The organism is Paenibacillus sp. V4I5, from assembly GCF_030817255.1.
Lineage (GTDB): Bacteria > Bacillota > Bacilli > Paenibacillales > NBRC-103111 > Paenibacillus_E.
This window is the reverse complement of sequence record NZ_JAUSZB010000002.1, coordinates 6,433,077-6,459,197: the sequence shown is the minus strand read 5'-3', so window position 1 is coordinate 6,459,197 and position 26,121 is coordinate 6,433,077. Positions and strand designations below refer to the sequence as shown.

Below are 26,121 nucleotides of genomic sequence, written 5' to 3'. Positions count from 1 at the left end.
ACGGTTGTTTGTCCTAAAGACCCACAAATTCCTAATACAGGGGCAAAATTCTCTACTTCGCTTCTTTGCGCTTTTCGCGAAACTCCGAGGGAATCTCGCCAGTAAATTTTTGAAATACTTTGGTAAAATATCGCCGTTCGATGTATCCCACTGATTTCCCGATGTCGGTAATACTTTTATCACTGTGCAGCAGCATCGACTTCGCCAATTCCATCCGATGTTTCGTGACATATTCAACGAAGGTTTCTCCAAAATGCTGCTTAAATAATAAACTAAAATAGCTGGAGCTAATCCCTAGGGAGCTCGCTATATCCTCGATCCCGAAATCATTCGAGTAGTGTGTTCTTATGTATTCCTTCGCCGCTGTCATGAGCAGCTCGCTGTTTTTCTTCTTATTCGTCCCCTCCAGCCCAAGTGCTACAAGCTGTACCATAACCTGAAGCAAATGTTGAATGCTCTCGCTTTTATCTAGTTGACACCAGATCTGTTCTTCCTCCTGAAAATCAAGGGAATTCATTTCTCGCAGTTCGCGGAGCAGATGAAGAATGAGGAAATGCAGCATCTGATAGGCTCTGGCAAAAGAGCTGTCAGACAAACCTTCAAGCATCAATTTCAAGCGCTTTAAAGCATCCTCTGTTTTGAGACGGTTCAGCTGTTTAAGGCTTGTTACAATTTCCTCCACCAAATACCATATGGAGCTGTTCGCATCAGCTGGCTCTTTGGACTCTTTATACAACAGCACGGATTCCTGCTTCCCCAGATTAAGCTGCATGAATCGCTGAAGCTTTCGATACGCCTCAGAGAGTTGACGTAGTCCCACCGCTGACGGGAAGATGCCGACGCTAATGCCTAATTTAACGGATTGTGAAACGTTATGCTGCAGTTGAGCAGCTATTTCATTTAACTTCACCAATGCGGTGCTTTCGTCAGTTTCATCCCATTGTATGATTACACACCACTCGCCTTCGCGGATCTGGAGTACTGTGAACTTCAATTTCTCGTCCGTTAACGAATCTTGCAATACATTTCGTACTGCGAAATTCCATAGCTTCCGCTCCTGCTCCGTCCAAGGCAGTGATTTCTGCGAGTAATCATCCACGTCGATCATCGCAAATAAATAGGTCAACGTTTCAAAGTCCCTATCATCAATTGGAAGCAGCGTATTTGGCGTAATTTCCGTATAATTCATCAAAACATCCTGAAGGATCTTCTCATAGGCCAAATTTTTCATTTTGCCCCACTTTTGCTGCTCCTCTTGCTCACTTAGCTTCTTAACTCTGATTTCATTCGCCAATTTGCTTATCGAATTCTCTAACTCTTCATAGTTAATAGGCTTCAATATATAATCGCTCACGCCAACTCGCATTAACGAACGTACATATTCGAAATCTTGATAACCCGTCACCATAAGCACCGTACAATCCACATTGATATCTCGCAGCTTCTGAACGAACGTAATTCCATCCATTAGCGGCATACGAATATCACTCATGACCAAATCCGGCACATGCTGACAGCTAAGTTCCAGTGCCTCAACCCCGTTCTTGGCCGTTCCAACAATATCAATCCCCAGTTCATTCCAAGGTATAACCGCCTGCAAATTACGCAAAATGTTAGGCTCATCATCTGCCAAGATCGCTTTTAGTCTCATAAGCCTTCCCCCTTATTTTTTGGGATCACGATCTTCATTGTCGTGCCGTGACCTTCTTGACTGCAGATGAACATGCCATAATGTGCGCCATATTGGATCCGTATACGGTCAGCTACATTGCTGACACCAAGTCCTCTTCGTTCTTCATTCGCGCTTAATATTTCGTGAAACGGCGTCTCTAGCTCTGTTTTGTAATGGAATTTAGCTAATTTCTCCGCACTTATACCGATGCCGTTATCCGTCACATAAAGAGCAATTCGTTCTCCTTCATCCACAACCTTAATGGCGATCATGCCCATATAATCTATGGGTTCAAAACCATGCTGCAAACTATTCTCTACCAATGGTTGGAGAGTAAGCTTGAGAATGTAATAATCCAAAAGCTCAGGCGGAGCTTGAATGTCATATTGAAATTGATCTTCAAATCGGAATTCCTGAATTTCGAGGTAGCTTTTCAGATGCTCAAGCTCTTGCTTTAGTGAAATCTCTTCTCTGTTTTCCATCCCAATCCGTAACAGATTCCCCAATCGATACACCATTTGGCTGACTTTCTTCCCTTGGTTTTGGATTGCTAGCACATTGATGGATTCGAGTGTATTAAAAAGAAAATGCGGCTTGATCTGGGCTTGCAGCAGCATAAGCTCGGCCTTATTTTTACGGTCCTGCTGACGTTTGACTTCTTCCAGAAGATCCTCCACACGCACAACCAAGCTGTTAAACCCTCTAGCGAGAGCGGACGTTTCATCCTTACCGCTTTCCTCCATACGGGTCGTCAGATCGCCGCGTTCAACCTTTTTCATTGAAGAAAGCATACGCAGAATCAACTGAACGATTCGCCTTACAAAAACCAGATTGTATACAAGTGCAAAAAATAAACAGACGAACGTAATCCCTGCGACCAGCTTCATAATCGTCTCAATTTCCCCGGCTACATACTTCCATGAGGTGATCGACACGACGCTCCAATCTTGAACACCCATCTGATTAATATTCAAATGATAGAGTGAAATTAAGCTTTTTTCATTCTGAAAATCCGCCTGGAAACTGTTATTGTTTAGCTGCAGATCCAATTTGCCTGGCAGCAGCTGCAGTACATTGGCACCTTCTAAATTTTGCTTATTATCATAAAAAATAAGTCCGCTTTTATTAACGAGTAAATAACGCTTCGAGCTTTCCTCATTCGTATGGAATGATTTGAAAATTTGATCAAGCTCATTGAATTTGAACTTCAACAGCATGAACCCCAGGTTGTCCATCGTCCAGAAATCTTTGACCAATCTCGCTTGATAAAATTCCCCGCGGCCCGTCCCGAACTCCTTATATTCGGAAGGTCCAATCCAGAGTGGACTTCCGTTCAATTCCTGTATGTGCTGAAATGCGATACTTTGCGTCAGCGCTTTCCACGGCAAAGTGCTTCCACCCCCGCGCCCCGCACTAAACGATTTGCCGGCATTATTATAAATCGCGACGGATTGCACTGGTGAATAGGTTAATATGGAGCCGCGCAGCAAGGTATCAAAGGTATTCAAGTCATAAGACGAGAGCGTATTTTCATTCGGCTTCACCTCATCGATCGTTCGATAAATACCCTGAATACTCTCTTTTACCATCCAAAAGTCCGAAAAGTAATTGGCTTCCTTAAACATGTAATAAATGTTACGAGAAATCGCCTGCAAAGTGACCTCGGTCAAATCCCCGTACTTCTTCTCAATTAGCTGTTGAGATACCGTATAAACGGCGGAGCCTAGTACGAACAAAGGAATAATAATGAACATTAAAAAACCGATAAACACTTTTTTGTTCAAATTCATCGACGATGGCAGACTCCTTCCAAACTGAATCAGGCACCATCCTAATGTTGGCGCCTTTACACTGCTTACTATTAATTATAAATGACCCGCATTTTATGCTCCTAGGGATAGGTTTGGCTGTTATAGGGATAAAATCCTCTACTCCTTCAATAGAAGAATTTCAGGTTCCACAATGACCTCAACATTCCCTTTTAATGCTTTACTGATCATACAAGTCTGCTCAGCACGATAGGCCGCTTTGCTTATTTTATCCGTAAGCTCTTGTGAAGTATGAGCTGGGATACTGATTCGCGGCCGGTGAATGATTTTATCCACCTTCATCGCCGGACTGCTATGGACGAATATCTCTGAGTTCAGCTCGATCGATGCAATACCTTGACGCTTCAGCAGCATGCTTAGTGTGATTAAAAAGCAGGTCGCTGCCGCGCCAAGCAGCATCTCCTCCGGATTCGTCCCGATGCCAGGACCATCTAATTGGCTTGGCACTGAAATCGCCGAGACTAGGTTACCTGCTCGAATGTGACCTGTGCCGTCCAAGCCTCCGGACCACTCAGCCTTAAGTTCAAAACGATGCTCGCTCATAGGTTTTTAGCGCCTCACTTTCATCTATTCCTTCGTGTCTAAGTTTATTGCCGTTGAAGAATTTTGCGCTTGCGAGGCCTTCGATTGACCTTCGTCCCCACTGCTGCTTATATGTAGACCAATAACCCCTAAGATGATGAGAACAATGGAAAGCACCTTCAGTGTGGAAACCGATTCATTGAACCACCATATGCCGATGATCGTGATGAGTGCTGTCCCTACTCCAGACCATATGGCGTAGGCCAAACTGACATCGAGCTGCTTTAAAGCCAGCGTCAGTAAGGTGAAGCATAGAATATAGCAGATGCCCATAACAATAGCCGGACCTATCCTTGTAAAGCCTGACGACATCTTCATAGCCGTCGTTCCCACTACTTCAAATATGATTGCCAGCAGTAAAAATGTCCAATTCATATTCCAAATCATAGCAACCATCCTTTACATATACACTGTTAATTATAATTGTAAAGGAATACGCTTTGTTTCACCAGTAAGCAAAAATCGTTCTCACTCCTGGTATCAGGACGAGAACGATTTTGTTTTTTTGCAATAGAAAAAGGCCATCCTTATCCCTAAAATAGATAAAAACAGCCTTATACTTGCTATCATTGATATCTATGAAAATGCATAATTAATGTGTTGGAATCAAAACAATGAAAGCCCTACCTCTCTTCCATCCTTGCGGCTCCAATGACCGCGCCAGTACGAATTGCTTAACAAACACCTGCTGCCGAAACACTTGACGTAGCCTCGGGTTTACCATAAATGAGCTGGTTTTTACTGCACATTGGGAGAAAAACAAACAAGGAGAGGGGGTTACTTTCTTCTCGCTAATCGTTCGTGTGGGGTAAATGAGGTTTGGTTTTAAGTGTTTATATGGTTCATTTCAATCAATTCATAAATTATATACGAAATTTCATTGAATGTCAATATATAAATATACTCTTCTTTTAGCATACGTACACGCTATCTATACCCTATGCCCTTGCTTAGCCCATTCAATTTGTATAAGCCTAATATCACCACTTAAAACATGCTAACCTAAACTCACCATTCAAAACGTAAAAGCCAGACCTCAACAATTAAAAGTAGAGTTACTTGCCATCGGTCAATGTAAATTCCAAACCTCGCCATTCAAAAGCAGATTTACCAGCCATCGGATAACGTAAATTTCAAACCTCACCATTCAAAGCAGAGTTACCAGCCATCGGACACGTAATTTCAAAGTTAGGGTCGCTACTATCTCTTTAAAGGTTCTTATGATATTATCTGTTAAAGACAGTAGATATTGAGCACATAGAACAAATTGCTATACAAGACACATACTCTTAGATATAAACACTAAAATACGGCTGTGAAGCACACGCCGCTTTTCTAGTTCAGCACTTTGCTGATCTCGAGAAGCGGCTTATTTATTTCTTTGGGAGGTCATGTAAATGAACGATCTTATGTACACTGCACATGAAAATTACCTATCTCAGCATCTAGCTATCAGAAAGGGGGAACGGTTGCGAAGGCTCAAAGAAGGCCATGGCCATGCTGAAAAAGCATTTCTTCATCAGGTTTGGTGGCCAGCATTCGGTAACTTTAACGACCTGCACCCCGAGTATGAAGTGAAAGACTTTCGGGACGGTACCCGATTCCTAGACTTCGCCTTTCTACGTCACTCCCTTAAGCTAGCTATCGAAATTGATGGTTACGGTGCGCACTCTTCCCAAATAAGCCGCAACCAATTTGCCGACCAATGCAATCGCCAAAATCACCTCATTATCGATGGATGGAAAATTTTACGCTTCTCATATGATGATGTCAAAGATCGCCCTCGCATGTGTGAACAAACCCTGCAGCAGTTTATGGGGCGTTACCTTGGCGGGACGTCTTTATCAGAATTTAAAATCGATTTCATAGAGAAAGAAATAATTCGTATGGCCTTGACGATTGGAAGAGCTCTTAAGCCAAGTGATGTAAGCCAGTTGCTTCATTTTAGTTCAAGAAAAGCCTGCCGAATTCTGAAATCGATGTCTGAAAGATCACTCCTTAAGCCGGCTGGTGAGGGCATAAAATGCGTTAGAGGTTACAATATTCACAAGAATACACAGGCGATTTGGGAAGCTAATAACCAAGTTAAATATTAACTCTTAAACGTGGCTGCTGCAAAACCCGTATTTCGCCTGCTTCCAACAGCTGAGAGGTCCTTTTCAGACGTCTCGCGCCTCTTTCACTCCGTACGAGCCTTCGAGACAGCCGTTTCTGCATTCTCAGGCTGCAAACCCGCTAACTTGCCTGCTCTCAGCAGCTGAGAGGTCCTTTTCAGACATCTCGCACCTCTTTCACCCCATTCGGGCCTCCGAGACAGCCATTTCTGCCGTCTCAGGACCAAAACCCGCTAACTCGCCTGCTCACAGCAGTTGAGAGGTCCTTTTCAGACATCTCGCACATCTTTCACCCCATTCGGGCCTCCGAGACAGCCTTTTCTGCCTTCTCAGGACGAAAACCCGCTAACTCGCCTGCTCTCAGCAGTTGAGAGGTCCTTTTCAGACGTCTCGCGGCACTTTCGCTCCATTCGGGCCTCCGAGACAGCCTTATCGGCCTTCTCAGGCTGCAAACCCGCTATTTTGCCTGCTCTCAGCAGCTGAGAAGTCTTTTACAGACTTCTCACGCGACTTTCGCTCCATTCGGGCCTCCGAGACAGCCTTTTCTGCCGCCCCTTAGCGATGAATACATCCGTTTCCGCGGCAGCCCAAACAAAAAAACCGCAGGCAAACCGCCCGCGGTCATCTTACTACACCGTAAATTTCTGCAAAGAAATTTGTAATTCCTCGGCAAGTCCTGCCAAGGCTTTGGCCGAATTCTCAATTTCCTCGGTCGTGGCCATTTGCTGCTGACTGGCAGCCGATGTCTCTTGACTGACGGAAATCCCTGTTTCCGAAACAGCACTCACGATTCCCATCACATGTTCTATGCGTAAATTAGCATCAACAAGCTGGTGAATATTCGTGTTCACACTTTCCACTTTCGCATTCACTTTCTCAACGGATGATTCGATATGTACGAAGGATTCTTGTGCCTTCCCCGAAATCGATAATCCAACTTCCATTTTGCCTGCTCCTGCATGCATGGAGCTTACAGCGTGATTGATCTGTCTTTGAATCGTGGAAACAAGCTCCGTAATGTTGCGTGCAGACGAAGATGATTGCTCAGCAAGCTTACGCACTTCTCCTGCTACAACCGCGAACCCGCGACCCGCTTCTCCAGCACGAGCTGCTTCAATAGCAGCATTCAAAGAGAGAAGATTCGTTTGAGTGGAAATTTCGTTGATCACATTGACAATCTCACCGATTTTGTGAGCATTCTTACCTAATGCTTCTATCACATCGTTGACTTCACGAACAGCATCGGAGATTTCCGTCATTTGACCGGCAATCGAGACAACGGATTGTTTGCCGTTTTGTGCGGCTTGAGTTGCTTGTTCTGCGAGCTCAGCAACCTCTTGGGCTGACTCATCAATGAGCTTCGTACTTGTCAGCATTTGCTGAACAGCCTCGTTTGCTTGATTCACGCCAGCAAACTGCTTATCGAAATCTTCGGATAGCTTCTGGCTGGATGTCGCTACCTGCCTCGCAGCCATGGAGCTTTGCTCCGAACTCGCCAGAAGTTCTTCCGAACTCGCCGAGAGTGTCAACGCATTGTCTGCAATCTGTTTGACTAAGCTTCGCAAGCTTTCGGTCATGACATTAAAGGAGCCTGTCAATTTACCGACCTCATCCTCATAAGGGTAGTCACCTTTAACAGAGAGATCACCGCTTGCCGCTTTCTCCATATGCTCCTGCAATCTGCGAATTGGCGTCGTAATAATCATATTTAAAGCTAGTGCATTTACCGTCATTATGATGATTGCGATAACAATGGTAAGGATAATGACCCAGTGTGACTTCTTTGAGTCTGCGCTGCTTGAACGCTGGAATTGTTCAGCAGCAAACTCTTTGAGTACAACCAATTTGTCCAACGCTTCTATCGTTTTATCACCTTGAGGTGAAACCTCATTGTTATATACTTGGTAGGCTACTTGATTATTTTGGGTAGCATGATCAATGGTTCTGACTACAACCTCACGGTACTTTAGATTCAGTTCCTCAAAGCTTTTAAAAGCGTCAGTTTCCTCTTGATTTAAGGCAATTCCCGCTAATTTAGTAACCAGTTCTTTATTCTTTGCACTGTTTTCATCTAATTTAACTTTTAATTTAACCTTGTATTTCACATCGGTCGAAAGCATCATCTCCAGCAGATTGGCTTCGGTTTCATTAAAATTTGATTTCAATTGATTAATCCATTTGACAGATAGCAGACTTTCCTCGTACATTCTAGTAGAATTACTAGACATCTTATCCATAAAATAATAACCCGTAATACCTACAATTAGTAGGAACAAAATAGCGATTGCGTTCATTAATAGTAGTTTAAAGCGTAGTTTAAGGTTTCGAAGGATGGACAGGTTGGCTTTCACGTTTCTTACGTTCTTAAAGTTACTCACATTCAATTTCTTTTTGAATTTCAAAGTTTCCCGTTCTCCTCCCGAGTGATAGATCTTGTAGTCTTACTTACTTGTCCTGTAAACTACTAAACCATTTCATTTGCACGTGTGATAAACCTTACATAATTTTTTCAATTAACCTACGGTTTATTCTACAAAACAGCGTTCACGATGTAAAGACAAAATAAGGCAAAAAAGATACATAAATCAAGAAATTACGCATATAATTTATTCCATTTTCGTGATAGATCGGAGTTAAATGAAATGAGAAGTTGACGGCACGGTTCATGAATTGCCCTGATATGCGGCTGGCTGCAGTCGCTAATATCCCCTTTTACGGTGGCTCCATACAAATATGCCCTGCTGCCTCTCCTCACGACGGCGTAGCCGATATTGTCGTGATTCAAAGCAGAGGGCGATACCGATTGCTGCCGATTCTTTTCACAGTTTATCAAGGTAAGCATATCCAGCATCCTGCTGTTTCTTTCTATAAAGGAACGTCGATTTCACTTCGTACACAAAATCCTTTACTCGTCCAAGCGGACTGAGAATTCGCCGGGTCAACACCGCTCCAAATCGAGATTGTACCCTCTGCATTAACTGTTATCGGGTCATCTCTGAATGAAGGTTAACTTACACGACGATTTTCAAGCGTTGACGCTGTATAAACAGGTATCCTACGAAGCCAGCGAGTATAACAGCAATTCCCGTGATCGAGAAATCAGGCGATACTCCATCCTTGGATATTTGTGTATATATGCCTACACCTGCGAGCATCATGGAATTTTCGAGGAAATTTTGAACAGCAATTGTTTTGCCAGCCCCCACCATTCCCTGTCCTTTATCTTGAAGCACGGTATTCATCGGTACGATAAATACGCCGCCGCTGAAGCCTACAAGAAGCAGAAGACCTATGGTGACATATAAGTTAGTAATAAGCGGGAACAGCAATATACTGATAATCATTACAATCCCAAATAGATAGGAATTATAATATTTATGTGCTGGAATCAATTTGGGCGTCATGAGAGCGCCAACCATAATACCTATGCCCGTGACGGCAACAAGCATCGAAATCTGATCGACAGACTGTATACCTAGATGTGCCGGCACCCATGCAATAATCGCAAGACGGACGACGGAAGAAGTCATCCAGAATGAGCCCGTACCTACCAGTGAAAAGCGGGTCGTGCGATCTTTTAACAAGAGCTTCATATCCGTTAGGAATGACCCGGCCTCTTTGACGTAGCGTAGGCTCGAATTGCCTGAAATTCTAGGAATTTGCAGCGTTAAAAGTAATGAAATCAAGTATAGCGCGAAGCAAGCAGCAATAGACCCTGTAAGCGAGATTTTCGCCAAAACTCCGCCACACACGGAGCCAGTGAGAATAGCCATAATCGTATAGCCCTCAATACGTGCATTGGCTTTCAGCAGCTCGCTTTCCGAATGCGTAAGGGAAGGCAGGATGCCATATTTGGCCGGTGAATAAACCGCGGCTCCTATCCCGACAATGCCATAACTGACAGCAGGATCGAGATTCAGGAATAGGGCTATAATTCCAATGGCTTTGATGGCGTTTCCGACGAGAAGGACTTGGGATTTCGCATTTTTATCTGCAAAAGCCCCAACGAACGGTGCCAAAATGACGAAGGCAATAAGAAAGCAGGCTTGCACAACGCCAATATAATAATCAGGGAATGCCTGTTGTTTAATGATCGCCAGAGTAATGAAGAGAATCATATTATCGGCAAAAGCGGAAAGAAATTGCGTTAGATACAGCGTCTGAAGTGGATTCATTTTCATAACTTTTCGCTCCCTTTAGGTTTCATGATCATCCTTCAAAGCCGATCGCTTGATCGACACATAGTCTACTTTTCCACTTCCTAGAAGCGGCAATTTTTCCGCATAACGAACCTCCGAAGGCATGTAGAATGAGGGATGACCTTGCTGTTTCATCGACTCTCTGATTTGCTGTAGCTGGACACCGAGGATATTATGATAGACAACAATTCGCTCCCCTTTACGCATATCCGGCACACTAACCGCTGCGCATATCGCCTCGGGCGGCAAGCTTGCCGTCACAAGCTCCTCCACCATCGGCAGTGACACTTTCTCCCCACCAATTTTGGCAAAAGACTGCAACCTAGCTTGAATCGAGATATACCCTTGATCATCCATTTGCACAACATCTCCGCAGCTATACCACTCTGGGCAAGGGACGAAGCCTTGACCATGAATGAGATAACCTTTCATCACATTCGGCCCCTTCACCAACAAGTTACCGCCAAGCTCAATTCCTTCCACCTTTTCCAAACGGTAATCCATACCTGGCATGATTCGCCCCACTGTACCCTTCTTTGCGTACATAGGTGTGTTAAGCGATATGACGGGCGCTGTCTCCGTTGTCCCATACCCCTCTAGAATACGAATCCCGAATTTATCGGACCAGGTTTGACGGACTTCCTCCTTCAACTTCTCAGCACCAGCCACGACATACTTGAGGGAGTGGGCAAAATCATACGGATGTGCAGTTCTCGCATAAGCCGAAAGAAATGTTGAAGTTCCAAACAGAATCGTAATATTGCGATCGTAGACTAGCTCCGGAATGACTTTATAATGTAAGGGATTAGGGTAAAGCACGACTTTCATACCCGAAAGGATGGGCAGCATCGTTCCTGCGGTCAATCCAAAGGAGTGAAACATCGGCATCGCGCCCAGCACAATATCCGACCCGTTAAAGGCAATAACTGCCTTAGCCTGCTGAATATTAGCGAATATATTACGGTGTGTAAGAACGACACCCTTCGGTTTACTCTCACTGCCTGATGTAAAAAGAACAACCTCGTTCTTTCCTGAGCCAACCGGTCCTTGAACTTTCCGTATATAGTGAATAATACCGGCAATTTTATGTTTAAAAGTGATACTTTGTTTAACATCTTCGAGATAAACAATCTTGAAAGTACCGCTTGCGGTATCGATAAAATCGGCAAGTCCCGCTTTGTCGATGAACGCTTTGGACGTAATAATCGTCTTCACCGCGGCTGTTTCGCATGCATCCAACATCGTCTGCTTACCAGCAGAATAATTCAATACAGCTGGTGTTACTCCTAATCGGAATAATGAAAACAAGGTGACTACATGTGCCGCAGCATTAGGCAATAAAACGGCAGCACGCTTCTGTTCCTTAAGAAGCTGCTTTAGAAGCCCCGCCATTGTATACGTTGTGATCAGTAATTTGCGGTATGTTAAAGCGGAGTCACTTATGATATCTTCACAAATCACGGTAGAAATGCCATGAAGTTTGGCAGCTATCAGCATCTCGTTGAATAAATTAAGCTCAGGCTTCATTCGGCTTTCCAGCAAATGATTCTGCATACGGCTGCGTATGATATCCGTCGCCCGCTCTTTCTGAATTCGCTTCGAAATATGTTCACTCATGGGCACTTGAAAAGCTTCCCCAAACGTGATGCTCACTGCCGGAAACCAGATCTGCTTCAATTTGCCGCGTAGATAAGATAATTTCGAATGCTCCAGTCCATTAATCGCAATTGGAATCATGCATGCCTGTGATCTCAGAGCAATGTAACCAATCCCACCATACACCTTCATCATGCCCCCGGTTGTTGTGATTCGCCCTTCTGGAAAAACAACAAGCGGTATACTGTTTTGCACGGTTTTCAGCATCTTTCGCACGGAGTAAGGGTTCAACGGATCTACCGAAATATGCGTCCGAAAAAGGAGCAGCCAAGCAAAACGCTTAGCAATCCTTGTGTTTACAACAAATGCCACTTCCTTCGGCAGTATCAGAGCTAAGAGCACAGCATCCAGTAATGATACGTGATTAGGAATAAGCACCGTTTTCTCCGTCAAGTCGAGCCGCTCCATCCCCCTAACCCTAACCTTAAAACTTGTCATCAAGACTGGACGCAATAAGGGAAGTAACAGCTTTAACAGAGCAACAAACAACCATTTGATCATTGGGACTCCTCCTAAGAGCTTTGCTTTAGCAAAGCTATCATCGTAAGCATGGTCTGAGCTTCGCTTTGGCAAAGCTCTCTCGTAAGCATCAACTGAGCTTTGCTTTGGCTAAACTGGATTCGTACGCACAAGCTTTTGGGCTTCTCTTAATACCTGATCATAACTCCATTGTATGCATTTGCCTGGAATCTGATAGTACTAACTTTGCGTAGTACCAGCTTCTTGGAGGATTTTTTTCAATAAAAAAAGACCCATGCATCCAACTGCATAGGTCTCTCTCTAAAAGCATTTAATTTCCATTAGGGACGTCACTGGTAATTGCCAAGGTATTTCCCTCTGTATCCCGAAAGAAAGCCATCCAAATATCGAAGCTGCCCATATTAGCTACCACATGCGGCTCACTAATAAAGGACACTCCTCGTTCTAGAAAAGCCTCATAGACCTGATTAATGTCCCCAACCTTATAATAAATAACAGATCCAGGATGATTAAACTCAGGTTTTTCAGGAAGGCTTAGCATCAATCGAACGCCATTGCAATCAAAAAAAGCCATTTGAGAAGCTTGAAACAAAAACTTCATGCCTAATGTGTCGCGGTAAAAGGCAACTGCTCTAGGAATGTCAGCTGCATTTACTGAGATTTGTCCAATTTGAGTTAAGCTGTTATCGCTCATACGTTTCCCCTCCCAAACTATTATACCCATATTTTACCACACTACAGGTTCAATAGTTCTCTAAGTCTAGCAGGGTAATCGGTAATTATTCCTGAAACACCGGATGCAATCAGCCTATGATAATCGGCCAAGTCATTTACCGTATAAGGATAAACAGCAAGCCCAGAGGATACTGCCGCAGCAACATCTTCTTGCTCAATGCATTGGTGATGAGGATGCAACGAAAACACATCTACACCTATTTGCCCTGCATAAGTAGTATGATCCATAAGGTTTGCAGCGTATAACAAACCAACCTTCGCCCCAGGCTCAGCCTGCTTAATTCGGCGAATCACCTTGTGATCAAAAGAAGAAATGACCACATCTTCCATTCGGCTGCTTTCACGCAAAAATGCTAGAAGCGCCTTCTCCATTCGTCCTTCATAAGCATGCTTCACTTCCACATTGATAAAGAACCCTCGCGGCAATAAATCGAATACTTCATGCAAAAGTGGTAACCGTTCCCCCGCGAACGCCTCAGAGAACCAAGAGCCAGCATCCAACGACTTCAATTCACTCCAACTGTGATCACAAATAAGCCCGGAACCATTCGTCGTTCGATCGAGCGTAGCATCATGACAGACGACAATCTCTCCGTCTTTCGTTATATGTACATCTAGTTCGATGCCTTCTGCCCCTTGCTCCAAAGCTAATGCAAAAGAAGCTAGCGTATTTTCCGGTGCTTCCCCAGCCGCTCCGCGATGTCCAATTACAATCGGTTTATGTTTGTTCATTGTTAACACTCCCAACATGTAAGCTTCTTCAACTATGCTCAAATTATAGATGAAATGACTCGCTCTTGCCCAGTATTTATTCGTAAAGGTTACGTAAATTTGTTGGAAAAATACACAATAAGTTAATCTCTATTTAACACGGGTCAAATAAAGCATCGTTAAGCTAATAACATAGTACAAGTCTAATAATGTTCGTGAAGGAGCACCACATGAATACGATGAATAGAGATTTACCGCTTTCAACAACCAAGCCAAAAGCAAAAGCGGGGCAACCTCCCCGTGCGCTTATCCATCAGAAATGGGCGGAAACGCTGCTTGGTTATGTTTTCTTACTCCCTTCGATTTTGCTGTTTGCTATCTTTCTTTTTTACCCCCTGCTTCAAACCTTCTATCTGAGCTTTCATGAGACGGATCCGCGAGGGAGAGTTGCTTCTTACGTCGGTTTCGATAACTTCATTGCTATCTTCACTTCCGAGCGATTTTATAAAAGTTTGGAAGTCACAGGTCTTTTTACACTTCTTACGGTGCCAACCGGCATTGCTCTTGCGCTTTTACTCGCCGCACTAACACACAATCATTTGAAGGGAATGCGGATCTTTCAATTCATCTTCTCGCTGCCTGTTGTTCTGTCAGTTGGAACCTCTGCGGTGATCTGGATGATGCTTTTTCACCCGAGTGTCGGGATGTTGAATTACTTGCTGAGCATTGTTGGCTTAGAGCCAGTAGCTTGGTTAACAGATCCAAGATGGGCACTGCTTTCCGTCTCTATGATGACAGTTTGGATGAATCTTGGATTTACTTACATCGTCCTTCTCAGTGGCCTGCAAGGAATACCAGAAGAAATTTATGATAGCGCCAAAATCGACGGATCAGGTCCATTCCGTACCTTTATCCAAATCGTATTCCCCTTGCTTTCACCGACGGTATTCTTCGTCACCATTGTGTCGATCATTGGTGCTTTTCAGTCCTTCGGACAGATTCACATTTTGACCAAAGGCGGACCTGTTAATTCCACAGATGTCCTTGTATACAGCTTGTATCAAGATGCCTTCATCAACTTCCGATTCGGGACTGGTAGTGCTCAGGCCCTTGTCCTGTTCACCATCATCCTTATTTTCACCTTTGTGCAATTTAAAGTTTTTGAAAGGAATGTGCACTATCAATGACCCATCGATTACAAAATACCTTCGTGTATGTTCTGTTAATCATATTCGCTGCACTCGTGCTCTACCCTATTTTTTATACGTTTACCGCAGCATTCATGACACCTGAGGAAGCATCGGCCTATCCGCCCCGCTTCTGGCCGAGCAGCTTTTATATCGGCAGTATAGTCGCCGTGTTCCAATTAGTCCCCATCGGCAAATTTATAGCCAACAGTTTGGTCGTTTCGATCATCATTACGGCTGGACAGCTCATTACATCCAGCATGGCCGCTTACGCCTTTGCTAACATTCGTTTCAAGGGTAAAGCTGTCTTCTTCGCGTTATTCATGGCCACCATGATGATTCCGTGGGAAGTCACCATCATTCCCAACTATTTGACGGTCAAAAAATGGGACTGGCTCGATAGCATTCAGGGCTTAACCGTTCCATTCCTGGCGACTGCTTTCGGCACCTTTCTGCTGCGCCAATTTTTCTTACAGCTGCCTAAGGAGCTGTTCGAAGCAGCGCGGATTGATGGTTGTGGACACTTCCGCTGCTTTTTCCGAATTGTCCTGCCCCTAGGCCGCCCAGCACTTGCAACGCTAGCCGTCTATGCGTTCCTAAACTCGTGGAACATGTACTTATGGCCGCTTCTCATCACCAACAGCGAGGAAATGCGAACGGTTCAGATTGGCATTGCCATGCTTCAATTCGAAGAATTAACCGTTTGGAACTTGGTCTTAGCAGGCGTAACTATCGTCTTGCTGCCTTCACTATTGCTTTTAGTACTCGGTTTGAAGCAGCTCGTTCGAGGGCTTACTGCTGGTGCTGTGAAAGGTTAGTCCCCATGTGTGATGGCTGCTCTGTTCAGCAATAAGCTGACCCAGATTTCCATAAATAAAAATTAAAGAAACCAAAAGGGAGAGAAACAAAAAAAATGAAGACATTGAAAATGAGAAGTTCAGCTATCGCAATAACAGCACTCATGGTGCTATTGACTAGCGCATGCGGCAAGGCTGAAACGACGACATCTGGCAGTACAGCAGATATCAAAGCATCCGCTTCTCCTGCTGCCGTAGAAACAAAAAAACAGGCTGAACCAGTTAAAGTTATCTGGTGGCACTCGATGAGCGGTGAGCTCGGCAAAGCTGTAGATAAACTTGTAACAGACTTCAACTCTTCCCAGAAAGATGTTCAAGTTGAAGCTGTTTTTCAAGGCACATACGATGAAAGCTTAAATAAAATGAAAGCTTCTATGGATAGCAAAAGCGGACCTTCTCTTATTCAAGTATACGAAATCGGCTCTCGTTTCATGATCGACTCCAAGGCCATTACGCCAGTTCAAAAGTATGTCGATGCTGATCAATTTGATCTCACCCAACTTGAAGATAATATTCTGAATTACTATAAATTCGATGGCAAACTGTATTCCATGCCTTTCAACACATCGAATCCGATTCTTTATTACAACAAAGACATGTTTAAAGCTGCCGGTCTTGATCCTGAAAAGCCGCCAACAACTTTTGAAGAGGTTGCCAAAGCTTCTCAAACATTAAGCAAAGACGGTAAAGCAGGCGCATCCTTCGCCATCTACGGATGGTTTATGGAGCAATTCTTTGCTGGACAAGGTGCCGAATACCTTAACAATGGTAACGGTCGTACAGCCGTAGCTACGGAATCCATGGTCAATAGTGAATCAGGCGTGAAGACTTTGATGTGGTGGAAGCAAATGGTTGACAGCAAAACAGCTACTAACCTAGGACGCAAGACAGACGATACGAAGAAAGCGTTCTTGGCTGGACAAGTCGCTATGACATTAGACTCCACAGCCTCACTCCGCGGGATCGTGAGCGGTGCTGACGGTAAGTCGGAACCAGCACCCTGCCTAAACCAACTGATGCGAAGGATGGCGGTGTTGTTGTCGGTGGTGCAAGTCTCTATATCTTAAACAACAAATCCGAAGCTGAACAAAAAGGTGCATGGGAGTTCATCAAATTCCTGACAAAACCACAAACACAAGCTTGGTGGCACGTTAACACTGGCTACTTCCCAATTACGAAGAAAGCTTACGACGAGCAGCTGGTGAAGGATAACCTTGCCAAATATCCGCAATTCCAAACTGCAATTGATCAACTGCACAATACAAAAGCTAATAAAGCCACACAAGGTGCTGTAATGGGTGTATTCCCAGAAGCGCGTCAGCTTGTAGAAACGGCGATCGAAGAAGCTCTAACAGGTAAGAAGGCGCCGAAAGAAGCGTTGGATGGTGCTGCGAAGAGTATCACGGAGAAAATTGCCGCTTATAACAAGACAGTGAAGTAACTTGGAAACAACCAGCAGAACTCTCCAAAACGATTGACCTTTTCTGCGAATAGGCTTATACTTCTACTCAATATCCATACCAGATCGTGCCTATGATGAGATTCCAACTCGGAGGCGTTTTCGCCAAGAACAACCCTTTGCGCTCAGCAAAGTCAGTCATTCTAAGTTAACCGGCACCGCCCGTTACCGCGGAACCAAGTGGAGAAGCATTCACCCGAATGTTTCTTAAATTGGGTGGCACCGCGAGCAAACGCTCCTCGTCCCAATCGGATGAGGGCGTTTTTTGTTATTTTCGGGGCCCCCGCAAAGTATTGGGAATAAGCTTCGAAGGGTACACATCACTTTGTGGGGTAATTTTGTTTTTTTAACCACATACAAATGGGAGGTAACTAGAAATGACGAAACGACGGTACAATTTTAACCCAGGACCCGCTGCACTGCCTTTGGAGGTACTTGAAGAGGCCCAAGAGCAATTTGTGGACTATCAAGGGACAGGTATCTCACTCCTCGAAATGTCTCATCGAAGCCGCACAGTTGAGGATCTGAATCAAGAAACCCAGCAGCTTCTTCTGAAACTGCTCGGCCTGCCTAGCGGATATGAGGTGCTTTTTATGGGTGGAGGGGCTAGCACACAGTTTGCTCTCCTTCCGTTAAACTTTTTGAACACGAATCAAACGGCCAACTATGCATTAACTGGGAGCTTTTCGGAAAAAGCTTATAAGGAAGCTGCTTATGTCGGGCTCACACATGTCGCGGCAAGCTCCAAAGACCAGCAATGGCGCAGTATTCCTGAGTTATCTGCAGCTAAGCTAGTACCTGATTCGGCATACATTCATATCACCATGAACAATACGATTGAAGGTTCCCGTTACAACCAAATTCCGGAAGTGGGCAGCACGCCGCTTGTAGCCGATTTAACGAGTGAAATCCTCAGCAGAAAGCTGGATCTAGAGAGGTTTTCGATGATTTATGCCGGCGCCCAGAAAAATCTGGGTCCAGCAGGCGTTACAGTTGCCATCATCCGAGAAGAGTGGTTGGAGAAAGCATCCAAGAAGATCCCTGAGATCATGCGCTATGAAACATTCGCCAAAAACAAGTCACTGTTCAATACGCCGCCTGTTCACGCCATTTACATGATGAATTTGGTGTTAAAATGGGCTGTAAACAAAGGCGGTGTTGAGCAATTAGAACAGCTTAATCGCATAAAGTCTGGCCTCATATATGATGTTATTGATCATAGCGGCGGATTCTACAACGGAATCATTGAAGTTAACGATCGCTCTCATATGAATATCACTTGGCGCATGGCCAATGAAGGAATAGAGCGTCAGTTTATCGAAGAATCAGAGGCTAACGGCTTTGAAGGTTTGGCCGGTCATCGAAGTGTCGGAGGTCTGCGTGCTTCGGCATACAATGCAGTACCATTCGAGGCTTGTCAGGCTTTAGCCGATTTCATGATAGATTTTGCACGAAGAAACGGTTAGATCATAAAGAAAAATAAAAGAGTCCCGTAGAGCGGCTAATGCCTAACTCTCGGGACTTTTTATCTAAAGGTAAGAGAAACTTAAGGAATAATGCTGCTTATTTACCAAGTTGGTGAATCGGGTGACCAAGCGCACCTTCCGCGGCATCCATGATCATTTCTGTCAAAGTTGGATGTGCATGAATGGTAAGTGCGATGTCCTCCAAGTTAGCGCCCATCTCAACCGCAAGAGCAAGCTCACCGATTAAGTTCGAAGCTTCCGGACCAACGATTTGACCACCAAGCAATTGGCCTGTTTCTTTGTCGCCGACAAGCTTCACGAAGCCTTGACCTGCGTTCAAAGAGTTAGCGCGACCATTAGCTGCATAAGGGAATTTACCAATCGTTACATTGATGCCTTGTGCTTTAGCTTCTGTTTCACTTAGACCTACGCCAGCAATTTCCGGATCAGAGAATACAACAGCAGGCATTGCTTTGTAATCTACGATGCTGGAGTGACCCGCGATCGCTTCAGCAGCCACTTTAGCTTCATAGGAAGCTTTGTGTGCCAATGAAAGACCAGGTACAACATCACCAATCGCGAAGATATGCTGGATGCTCGTTCTACCTTGGTTATCGACCTCGATCAAACCGCGATCTGTCATTTTCAAGTTGATGAGATCAAGACCAAGCTCGCCATCTGTGTTCGGACGACGACCAACGGTTACTAATACGTAATCCGCTGTTACTTGTTTCTCTTCCCCTTTTACTGTAAACGTAACCGTTACGTCATTTTCTGTCTTCGTGCAGGATTGTGCCAGTGCTTCGGTGTGAACCTCTACGCCAACTTTCTCCAGATTGCGCGCAACAAGCTTCGTCAATTCTTTCTCGAAGCCTGGAAGCACATGATCGGAACCTTCAAGCACAGTTACCTTTGTACCGAATTTCGCATAGGTTTGACCTAGCTCAATTCCGATGTAGCCGCCGCCGATAACGATCATGCTTTTCGGAATTTCAGGCAAGTTCAACGCTTCCGTAGAAGAAATGATTCTTCCGCCGTAAGGGAATGCTTTCAGCTCGATCGGACGGGAACCGGTCGCGATAATGCAGTGCTTGAAGCGGTAGCGAGGCGCTTCTGCATCATTGAACACACGTGCTTCATGCTCATTGATGAACATCACTTCGCCTTGGAAAGTTTGGATCTTGTTGCCTTTGAGCAGCGCGCTAACGCCGCCCGTTTGTTTCGCAACAATGCTGTTTTTCCATGCTTGTACCTTCGCAAAGTCCACTTTCACGTTCTGGACAGAGATACCCATGCTGTCAGCGTGCTGTGCATGCTCATACGTGTGAGCTGCGGAGATCAAAGCTTTGGACGGGATACAGCCGCGGTTCAAGCACACGCCGCCCCATTCTGCTTTATCAACAATCAGAACGCTTTGCCCAAGCTGAGCAGCACGGATGGCAGCTACGTAACCGCCGGGACCTGCACCAATGACCAACAAATCAATATCTAAAGAAGCATCTCCTACTACCATGCTGTTACACCTCCAAGACGAGAAGCTCTGGATCAGCCAGAAGCTGTTTGATGTAGTTCAGGAAGCTTTGTGCTGTGGCTCCATCCACGATACGGTGGTCGAAGCTCAAGGAAAGCGCCATAACAGATGCTGCAACGATTTGCCCATTTTTCACAACTGGTTTCTCTGTGATACGACCTGCACCTAGGATTGCAACTTCAGGGAAGTTGATAACTGGTGTGAAGAACATACCCCCTACGGAACCAATGTTCGTAATGGAGATCGTGCCGCCCTTCATTTCGTTAGGAGCCAATTTGCCTTCGCGTCCGCGTAAGGCAAGGTCTTTAATCGAAGAAGCGATCGACCATATATTTTTGCGGTCTGCATCATGGATAACAGGAACGAGCAATCCGTTGTCTGTATCTGTTGCAATTCCGATGTTGTAGTACTTTTTGTAGACAATTTCTTGTTTCTCTTCGTCGATCATCGCGTTGAGCGCTGGGAATTGACGGCAAGCCGCAACCAATGCTTTCACGATGAAAGGTAGGTAAGTCAGCTTCACGCCTTTTTTCTCGGCGAGTGGCTTCGTGCGCTCACGAAGTGCGACAAGTGCCGATACGTCGATTTCGTCCATCAATGTCACGTGCGGAGCCGTGTACACGGATTTCACCATAGCGTTCGCGATAATTTTACGGATTCCTTTGAACGGAACCCGGTCCCTCGACGCGATCGCCTACGACAACCTGCTGCGCTGCCGCCGCAGGTGCATTTCCACCAGCTGCTACTGATGACACAGCTGGTTCTGCTGCTGCTTCAGGAGCCGCGGCAGTGCCCGCTCCGTTAAAGCCAAGCACGTCCTCACGTGTTACGCGGCCGTGCTTACCTGTAGGCGTCACCTCTGCCAGTGTGATGCCTTGCTCTCTTGCAAGCTTGCGTACGCTAGGCGTCGCAAGGACTTCGCGGCCCGCGCCAGCGCTTGGCGCGGCTGCTGCTGGAACTGATGACGCGGCGGGCGCTGCTGTAGGGGCCGGTGCTGCCGCCACGGGGGTAGCAGCTGGAGCCGCTGCAGGCGCAGCGTGGCTGTCGGTCTTATGATGCATGGATTCAGCAGGCAGCTCGCCTGTCACTTCAATCGTCATAACGAGCTCGCCAATATTACAAACTTGTCCTTCTTTAACGGCAACTGCAACAACCTTACCTTCAACTGGACAAGGAACTTCAACGACTGCTTTATCGTTCTGTACTTCCATAAGAATCGTTTCGTCTGTTACGGTGTCACCCGCTTTAACCAACAGCTTTACGATCTCGCCTTCATGAATGCCTTCACCAAGCTCTGGGAACTTGTATTCAAACAAAGCCACGTGCACAACCTCCTATTACCTTCGACTGTGATTAGAATTCGAGTACTTGATTAATGCCTGCAATGACACTTGCTGGACTAGGCAACCAAGCGTCTTCGATTTGTGCAAACGGATAGATTGTATCTGGCGGAGCAATACGCAAAACAGGAGCTTCCAGATGCAGAATCGCTTTTTCATTAATCTGTGCAATTACCTCAGCGGCTACACCGGATGTTTTTTGCGCTTCTTGCACGATAATCGCACGGTTTGTTTTCTTAATTGAAGTTACAATGGTTTCGATATCAAGCGGAATTAGGGTACGAAGATCGATAACTTCAACTTTCACACCTTGTGTTTTCTCGATTTCTTCAGCTGCTTTCACAGATGTGTGAACCATAGCCCCATAAGTAATAATCGTCACATCGGAGCCTTCGCGAACAACATTCGCTTTACCAAGCTCAATGGTGTATTCGCCTTCCGGTACTTCAGCACGGAATGCGCGGTATAAATTTAAATGCTCCATGAAGAAGACAGGGTCATTATCGCGAATCGCGGAAATGAGCAGTCCCTTCGCATCATAAGGGTTGGAAGGAACAACAACTTTAATACCAGGAGTTTGTACAAGTAAGCCTTCGAGTGCATCCGTGTGCAGCTCAGCTGCTTTTACACCACCACCAAAAGGTGTCCGGAATACGATTGGAGAGTTGTAACGGCCGCCAGAACGGTAACGCATACGAGCTGCTTGCACGCAAATTTGGTCAAGCGCTTCATAAATAAAGCCTACGAATTGAATTTCAGCGATCGGACGAAAGCCTTGAATACCAAGACCAACTGCAAGCCCGCCAATAGCAGACTCAGCAAGAGGCGTATCGAATACGCGCTCTTCGCCGAATTCTTTTTGTAAACCTTCCGTAGCACGGAATACGCCACCAACATGGCCAACGTCTTCGCCGAACAAAATTACATTAGGATCTCTTTCCAGTTCAACGCGCATTGCGTCTTTTATCGCTTGAATCATCGTCATTTGTGCCATGACTTCTCCGTGCCTCCTAATTGTTTTCGTGAGAAAACTTGCTTCGTAAGCTTAAGCTTAGTTTATCGCCAGAAAAACTGGCATCGTAAGCCTAATTTATTTAAACGCTTGCTTCTGTTCTTCGAGATGTGCCGGTGTTACTTCGAACATAGAGTCAATTAGGCCTGGAACAGTCATTTTCTCTGTTTCTTCCGCTTTTTTGATATGTTCAGCAACAGTTGCTTTCGCTTCTTCTTTCACTTGAGCTTCTTCTTCTTCGCTCCAGAGACCTTTTTTAGTCAAGAACAGACGCATACGCGTAAGTGGATCCTTAGGCTCCCAGTCGCTCTCTTCATCTTTGGTCCGATATTTCGTCGTGTCATCCGCCAAGGAATGCGGACGGTAACGGTAGGTTAATGCTTCAATCAACGTAGCGCCTTCGCCTCTGCGTCCTCTTTCAGCAGCTTCGGTAACCGCTTGAACAACAGCCAATACGTCCATTCCGTCAACTTGCACGCCTTTGATACCGGCAGCAATTGCTTTATGCGCAACAGAAAGCGCAGCTGTTTGCTTCGAATAAGGAGTCGTAATTGCGTAACCGTTGTTTTGTACAAAATAAATGACAGGCAGCTTGAATGCTCCTGCAAAGTTCATGCCTTCGTAGAAATCGCCTTCGGAGCTTCCTCCGTCGCCTGTGTAGGTAATCGCTACACGCGGTTGGTTACGTTTCTTGAATGCCATAGCCACACCGGTAGCATGTAAAATTTGAGCTCCGATGATGATTTGCGGCATAAGTACGTGTACATCCTGCGGAATTTGTCCGCCATGCTGATGGCCACGGGAATACAAAAACGCTTGATAAAGCGGAAGTCCGTGCCAAACGAGTTGTGGCATATCACGGTAACCCGGGCAAATGAAATCGTCTTTATTTAATGCAAACTCACTACCGATCATCGAAGCTTCTTGTCCGGATACCGGAGCATAGAAACCAAGACGTCCTTGGCGACCAAGATTAACTGCTCTTTCGTCCCATACGCGGGTGAATACCATTCTTCTCATTAATTCTTTCAATTGGTCGTCACTAAGTTTAGGCATTTTGTCGGAATTAACAATGGTGCCGTCTGGAGCTAGAACCTGTAAAGGCTCAACCTTCTCTGTGGTCACTTCATAATTCGCTTGGCTGACAAGTGGCTTACTCATACCATTTCACCTCTTATATGATTTTGATGCCTGCTAGCTTCACTTCTGTTATAGTATTATTATAAACCTGTTTTTGTGAATTGTACACCAGCATCCCTGTGCTATATGACCTTTTTTCACCGGAGTGAATAGTACAGTTCCCGAAAATATATAATACAGTTAACATAAAATTTACAACTGCTATAATACACATTACCCTCTAAACGACAAGCTTACACTTGCTGCACCAAATTAGGTCCAAAGAGAAATTTAAAGGAGCACAACCATGTCGGATGACTCTCGCTTTTATAAAAGAACAATTGTGAAAGATGAACTCACCTCTGTCCTTCTCGGAGAAAATCGCTCCCTGCGAATTTATCTCCCTCCCGGTTACAATGAACTGCTCTCCTATCCGGTCATTTATTGCCAAGATGGTGAACAATTCTTTAATTTCGGCCGAATTGCGACTACGATCACTCGCTGTATTCTGGATGAAGGCTTGGAGCCCGCCATTGTTGTCGGTGTTGATGTGAATAATCGTAACCGCACTTCGGAATATGCGCCTGAGGGTGAACGCCATGACGCGTACTGCCGTTTTTTTGCAGAGGAACTCCTCCCTTATGTAGAAAGCCGATATCCGATTCGATCCGAACGGAACGAACGCATTGTGGCGGGTGATTCCCTTGGGGGGACCGTGTCCTTGCATCTCGCCTTAGATTATCCTAGCCTTTTTTGCCGTGTTATATCCTTATCGGGCGCATTTTTCGACATTACCAGAGAACGTATCAAAGCGGAGGACGACTTGTCCTGGCTAGAGCTGTATATGCTAATTGGCTTGGATGAAACAGATGTAAAAACGGAACGAGGGACTTTTGATTTCGTAAGAGAAAACCGACTGGCCAAAGCTGAGATGGAAAATAAAAATGTCGCCCTGCATTATATCGAGAAGCCTGGCAAACATTTATGGGGATTTTGGCAAGGAGAGTTGGACGCGGCTCTGCATTATTTTCTAGCATGATAACGGTAAAAAGCGGTCCACTTTCCGTCTCCTGACGTGAAGTTGGGCCGCTTTTATTTATTCTTTAATCGCATAACGCTGCTTCAAAAGCTCCATCATACCCAATAACTCATCTTCACTCGGATAGCCCGGGATATCCCTAGGACTCTGCACTTTCACACCTTTGGAAGCCATCACTTGTACGAAATTGTCCGTGAAACGCGTTGCACTTAACTCTATTTGTAAGCATTCCGATAAACTCGCCATACTCCCCGGCGCCACTACCGGATAGTCGTTTGGTGATGCTGAGCCCGCCGCGCGTTCGTAAAAGCCTCTGGCCAAAGTTGCTTTTGCTTCACCTTGACCTTCCACGATTATGAACGCTTGAACCGATAAGGCAAGCTGTTGTCTGCGTTGTGCTATACCGCAAAACTTGCGTCCACCGACACTTAAATCGAATTCCCCCGGACAAAATGAACCCATCACTTCCCCCTGATCGATACGGTTCGTAATTGCGCTCATGACATCTCTTATCAAAGCTACCATCAGATCGAAATCCTTGCGATGCTCCATGTCCCCTGCGTTTTTTGGTAACAACAGGGATACATTCACGACGCCCAAATCGAGAGGCACCGCTGCACCCCCAGAGTTCCTTACAGCCGTATCATAGCCTTGACTTAGCAACCATTCGTTAGCTTCTGCCGCTTTCGGTAGGCGACTATCTCTCTGTCCCATTACAAAGGCTCGCGGGTGCCTCCATATGTGAAGAATCGGTGGTGCTGCTTTCCCTATTGCTCGGCATAAAAGTTCTTCCAGAGCAAATGCATATAGAATAGGTTGCGTTGCGGTTTCACCGGATCGATCAAGAATAACCATTGAAGCTGGTAGTTCTAAAGTCATCATTTGCTTAATCTCCTGAGCCTACAATTTGAATCCATGTACAGAATTGTAAGCGATACAAACTTAAGCTGCAATAAAAAGCATGTACGGAAAGAGGAACATTTTGCTTGAAAAATGGATTACAGCAAAATTTCCGTCAGAACTTGTCAAAAAACATCAAAATTTTGGAAAGAAATCAAAGGAATTTCAAGTTTTCTGTCGAAATAAAAAATAAACCCAAATTTTTCAATTAAGTAGGCGAGATCATTGAATGT

Annotated in this window: 19 protein-coding genes and 2 pseudogenes; 7 read left to right on the top strand and 14 right to left on the bottom strand. The window is 45.1% G+C overall.

Annotated elements, in window-relative coordinates; all coding sequences use genetic code 11:
- Positions 1-52 precede the first annotated feature (52 nt).
- The 4 genes from QFZ78_RS31640 to QFZ78_RS31625 all read right to left on the bottom strand — a co-directional run bounded on the left by QFZ78_RS31640 (position 53) and on the right by QFZ78_RS31625 (position 4,470).
- On the bottom strand, positions 53-1,651 hold the full coding sequence (locus tag QFZ78_RS31640; RefSeq protein ID WP_307553306.1) for a response regulator: 1,599 nt from the start codon (positions 1,649-1,651) through the stop codon (positions 53-55).
- On the bottom strand, positions 1,648-3,462 hold the full coding sequence (locus tag QFZ78_RS31635) for a sensor histidine kinase (RefSeq protein ID WP_307553305.1): 1,815 nt from the start codon (positions 3,460-3,462) through the stop codon (positions 1,648-1,650). The genes QFZ78_RS31640 and QFZ78_RS31635 overlap by 4 nt, the downstream gene beginning before the upstream one ends.
- Positions 3,463-3,600: 138 nt before the next feature.
- Positions 3,601-4,044, bottom strand: a complete 444-nt coding sequence (locus QFZ78_RS31630) for an OsmC family protein (protein WP_307553304.1) — start codon at positions 4,042-4,044, stop codon at positions 3,601-3,603.
- Positions 4,045-4,068: 24 nt separating this feature from the next.
- On the bottom strand, positions 4,069-4,470 hold the full coding sequence (locus QFZ78_RS31625) for a DMT family transporter (RefSeq protein WP_307553303.1): 402 nt from the start codon (positions 4,468-4,470) through the stop codon (positions 4,069-4,071).
- A 1,010-nt stretch (positions 4,471-5,480) separates the two neighbouring features.
- On the opposite strand from QFZ78_RS31625, the gene QFZ78_RS31620 reads away from it, so the two are divergent.
- Positions 5,481-6,179 (top strand): DUF559 domain-containing protein, encoded by a 699-nt coding sequence (locus QFZ78_RS31620; RefSeq protein WP_307553302.1) that lies wholly within the window; start codon positions 5,481-5,483, stop codon positions 6,177-6,179.
- A 647-nt stretch (positions 6,180-6,826) separates the two neighbouring features.
- Here QFZ78_RS31620 and QFZ78_RS31615 read toward each other — a convergent pair.
- A complete protein-coding gene (locus tag QFZ78_RS31615; protein WP_307553301.1) occupies positions 6,827-8,599 on the bottom strand; it encodes a methyl-accepting chemotaxis protein in 1,773 nt (590 codons plus the stop codon).
- A 263-nt stretch (positions 8,600-8,862) separates the two neighbouring features.
- Here QFZ78_RS31615 and QFZ78_RS31610 point away from each other — a divergent pair, with 263 nt between their 5' ends.
- Positions 8,863-9,123, top strand: coding sequence for a diacylglycerol/lipid kinase family protein (locus tag QFZ78_RS31610; RefSeq protein WP_307553300.1), 261 nt, complete (start codon positions 8,863-8,865; stop codon positions 9,121-9,123).
- A gap of 85 nt (positions 9,124-9,208) precedes the next feature.
- Here the strand turns inward: QFZ78_RS31610 and lplT are convergent, their stop codons facing one another.
- The 4 genes from lplT to QFZ78_RS31590 form a co-directional block, all read right to left on the bottom strand.
- Positions 9,209-10,378, bottom strand: a complete 1,170-nt coding sequence (lplT, locus tag QFZ78_RS31605; RefSeq protein WP_307553299.1) for a lysophospholipid transporter LplT — start codon at positions 10,376-10,378, stop codon at positions 9,209-9,211.
- A 15-nt stretch (positions 10,379-10,393) separates the two neighbouring features.
- Positions 10,394-12,553: an AMP-binding protein gene (locus tag QFZ78_RS31600; protein WP_307553298.1), complete on the bottom strand. Its 2,160-nt coding sequence runs from the start codon at positions 12,551-12,553 to the stop codon at positions 10,394-10,396.
- A gap of 289 nt (positions 12,554-12,842) precedes the next feature.
- Complete coding sequence (locus QFZ78_RS31595; RefSeq protein ID WP_307553297.1) at positions 12,843-13,226, bottom strand: VOC family protein; 384 nt, start codon at positions 13,224-13,226, stop codon at positions 12,843-12,845.
- A 41-nt stretch (positions 13,227-13,267) separates the two neighbouring features.
- Positions 13,268-13,999, bottom strand: coding sequence for a glycerophosphodiester phosphodiesterase (locus QFZ78_RS31590; protein ID WP_307553296.1), 732 nt, complete (start codon positions 13,997-13,999; stop codon positions 13,268-13,270).
- 209 nt (positions 14,000-14,208) lie between these two features.
- Here QFZ78_RS31590 and QFZ78_RS31585 point away from each other — a divergent pair, with 209 nt between their 5' ends.
- The 4 genes and pseudogenes from QFZ78_RS31585 to serC all read left to right on the top strand — a co-directional run bounded on the left by QFZ78_RS31585 (position 14,209) and on the right by serC (position 18,947).
- Complete coding sequence (locus QFZ78_RS31585) at positions 14,209-15,165, top strand: carbohydrate ABC transporter permease (RefSeq protein WP_307553295.1); 957 nt, start codon at positions 14,209-14,211, stop codon at positions 15,163-15,165.
- The gene (locus QFZ78_RS31580; RefSeq protein WP_307553294.1) at positions 15,162-15,983 is read left to right on the top strand and encodes a carbohydrate ABC transporter permease; all 822 of its coding nucleotides are present in this window, start codon (positions 15,162-15,164) and stop codon (positions 15,981-15,983) included. The genes QFZ78_RS31585 and QFZ78_RS31580 overlap by 4 nt, the downstream gene beginning before the upstream one ends.
- Before the next feature lie 95 nt (positions 15,984-16,078).
- Positions 16,079-17,463, top strand: a pseudogene (locus tag QFZ78_RS31575) (ABC transporter substrate-binding protein).
- A 395-nt stretch (positions 17,464-17,858) separates the two neighbouring features.
- Positions 17,859-18,947, top strand: coding sequence for a 3-phosphoserine/phosphohydroxythreonine transaminase (serC, locus tag QFZ78_RS31570; protein ID WP_307553293.1), 1,089 nt, complete (start codon positions 17,859-17,861; stop codon positions 18,945-18,947).
- Between the two features lie 97 nt (positions 18,948-19,044).
- Here the strand turns inward: serC and lpdA are convergent, their stop codons facing one another.
- The 4 genes and pseudogenes from lpdA to pdhA form a co-directional block, all read right to left on the bottom strand.
- Positions 19,045-20,460 (bottom strand): dihydrolipoyl dehydrogenase, encoded by a 1,416-nt coding sequence (gene lpdA / locus QFZ78_RS31565; RefSeq protein WP_307553292.1) that lies wholly within the window; start codon positions 20,458-20,460, stop codon positions 19,045-19,047.
- Positions 20,461-20,464: 4 nt separating this feature from the next.
- Positions 20,465-21,800 (bottom strand): annotated as a pseudogene (locus tag QFZ78_RS31560) (dihydrolipoamide acetyltransferase family protein).
- Between the two features lie 31 nt (positions 21,801-21,831).
- Positions 21,832-22,812 (bottom strand): alpha-ketoacid dehydrogenase subunit beta, encoded by a 981-nt coding sequence (locus tag QFZ78_RS31555; RefSeq protein WP_307553291.1) that lies wholly within the window; start codon positions 22,810-22,812, stop codon positions 21,832-21,834.
- Between the two features lie 96 nt (positions 22,813-22,908).
- On the bottom strand, positions 22,909-23,991 hold the full coding sequence (gene pdhA, locus QFZ78_RS31550; protein WP_307553290.1) for a pyruvate dehydrogenase (acetyl-transferring) E1 component subunit alpha: 1,083 nt from the start codon (positions 23,989-23,991) through the stop codon (positions 22,909-22,911).
- A gap of 265 nt (positions 23,992-24,256) precedes the next feature.
- On the opposite strand from pdhA, the gene QFZ78_RS31545 reads away from it, so the two are divergent.
- Positions 24,257-24,988, top strand: a complete 732-nt coding sequence (locus QFZ78_RS31545) for an alpha/beta hydrolase (protein ID WP_307553289.1) — start codon at positions 24,257-24,259, stop codon at positions 24,986-24,988.
- A 57-nt stretch (positions 24,989-25,045) separates the two neighbouring features.
- On the opposite strand, the gene QFZ78_RS31540 is transcribed toward QFZ78_RS31545, so the two are convergent.
- Positions 25,046-25,870 carry a lipoate--protein ligase family protein gene (locus tag QFZ78_RS31540; protein WP_307553288.1) on the bottom strand — a complete coding sequence of 275 codons (825 nt, stop codon included), beginning with the start codon at positions 25,868-25,870 and terminating at the stop codon, positions 25,046-25,048.
- Positions 25,871-26,121: the final 251 nt, after the last annotated feature.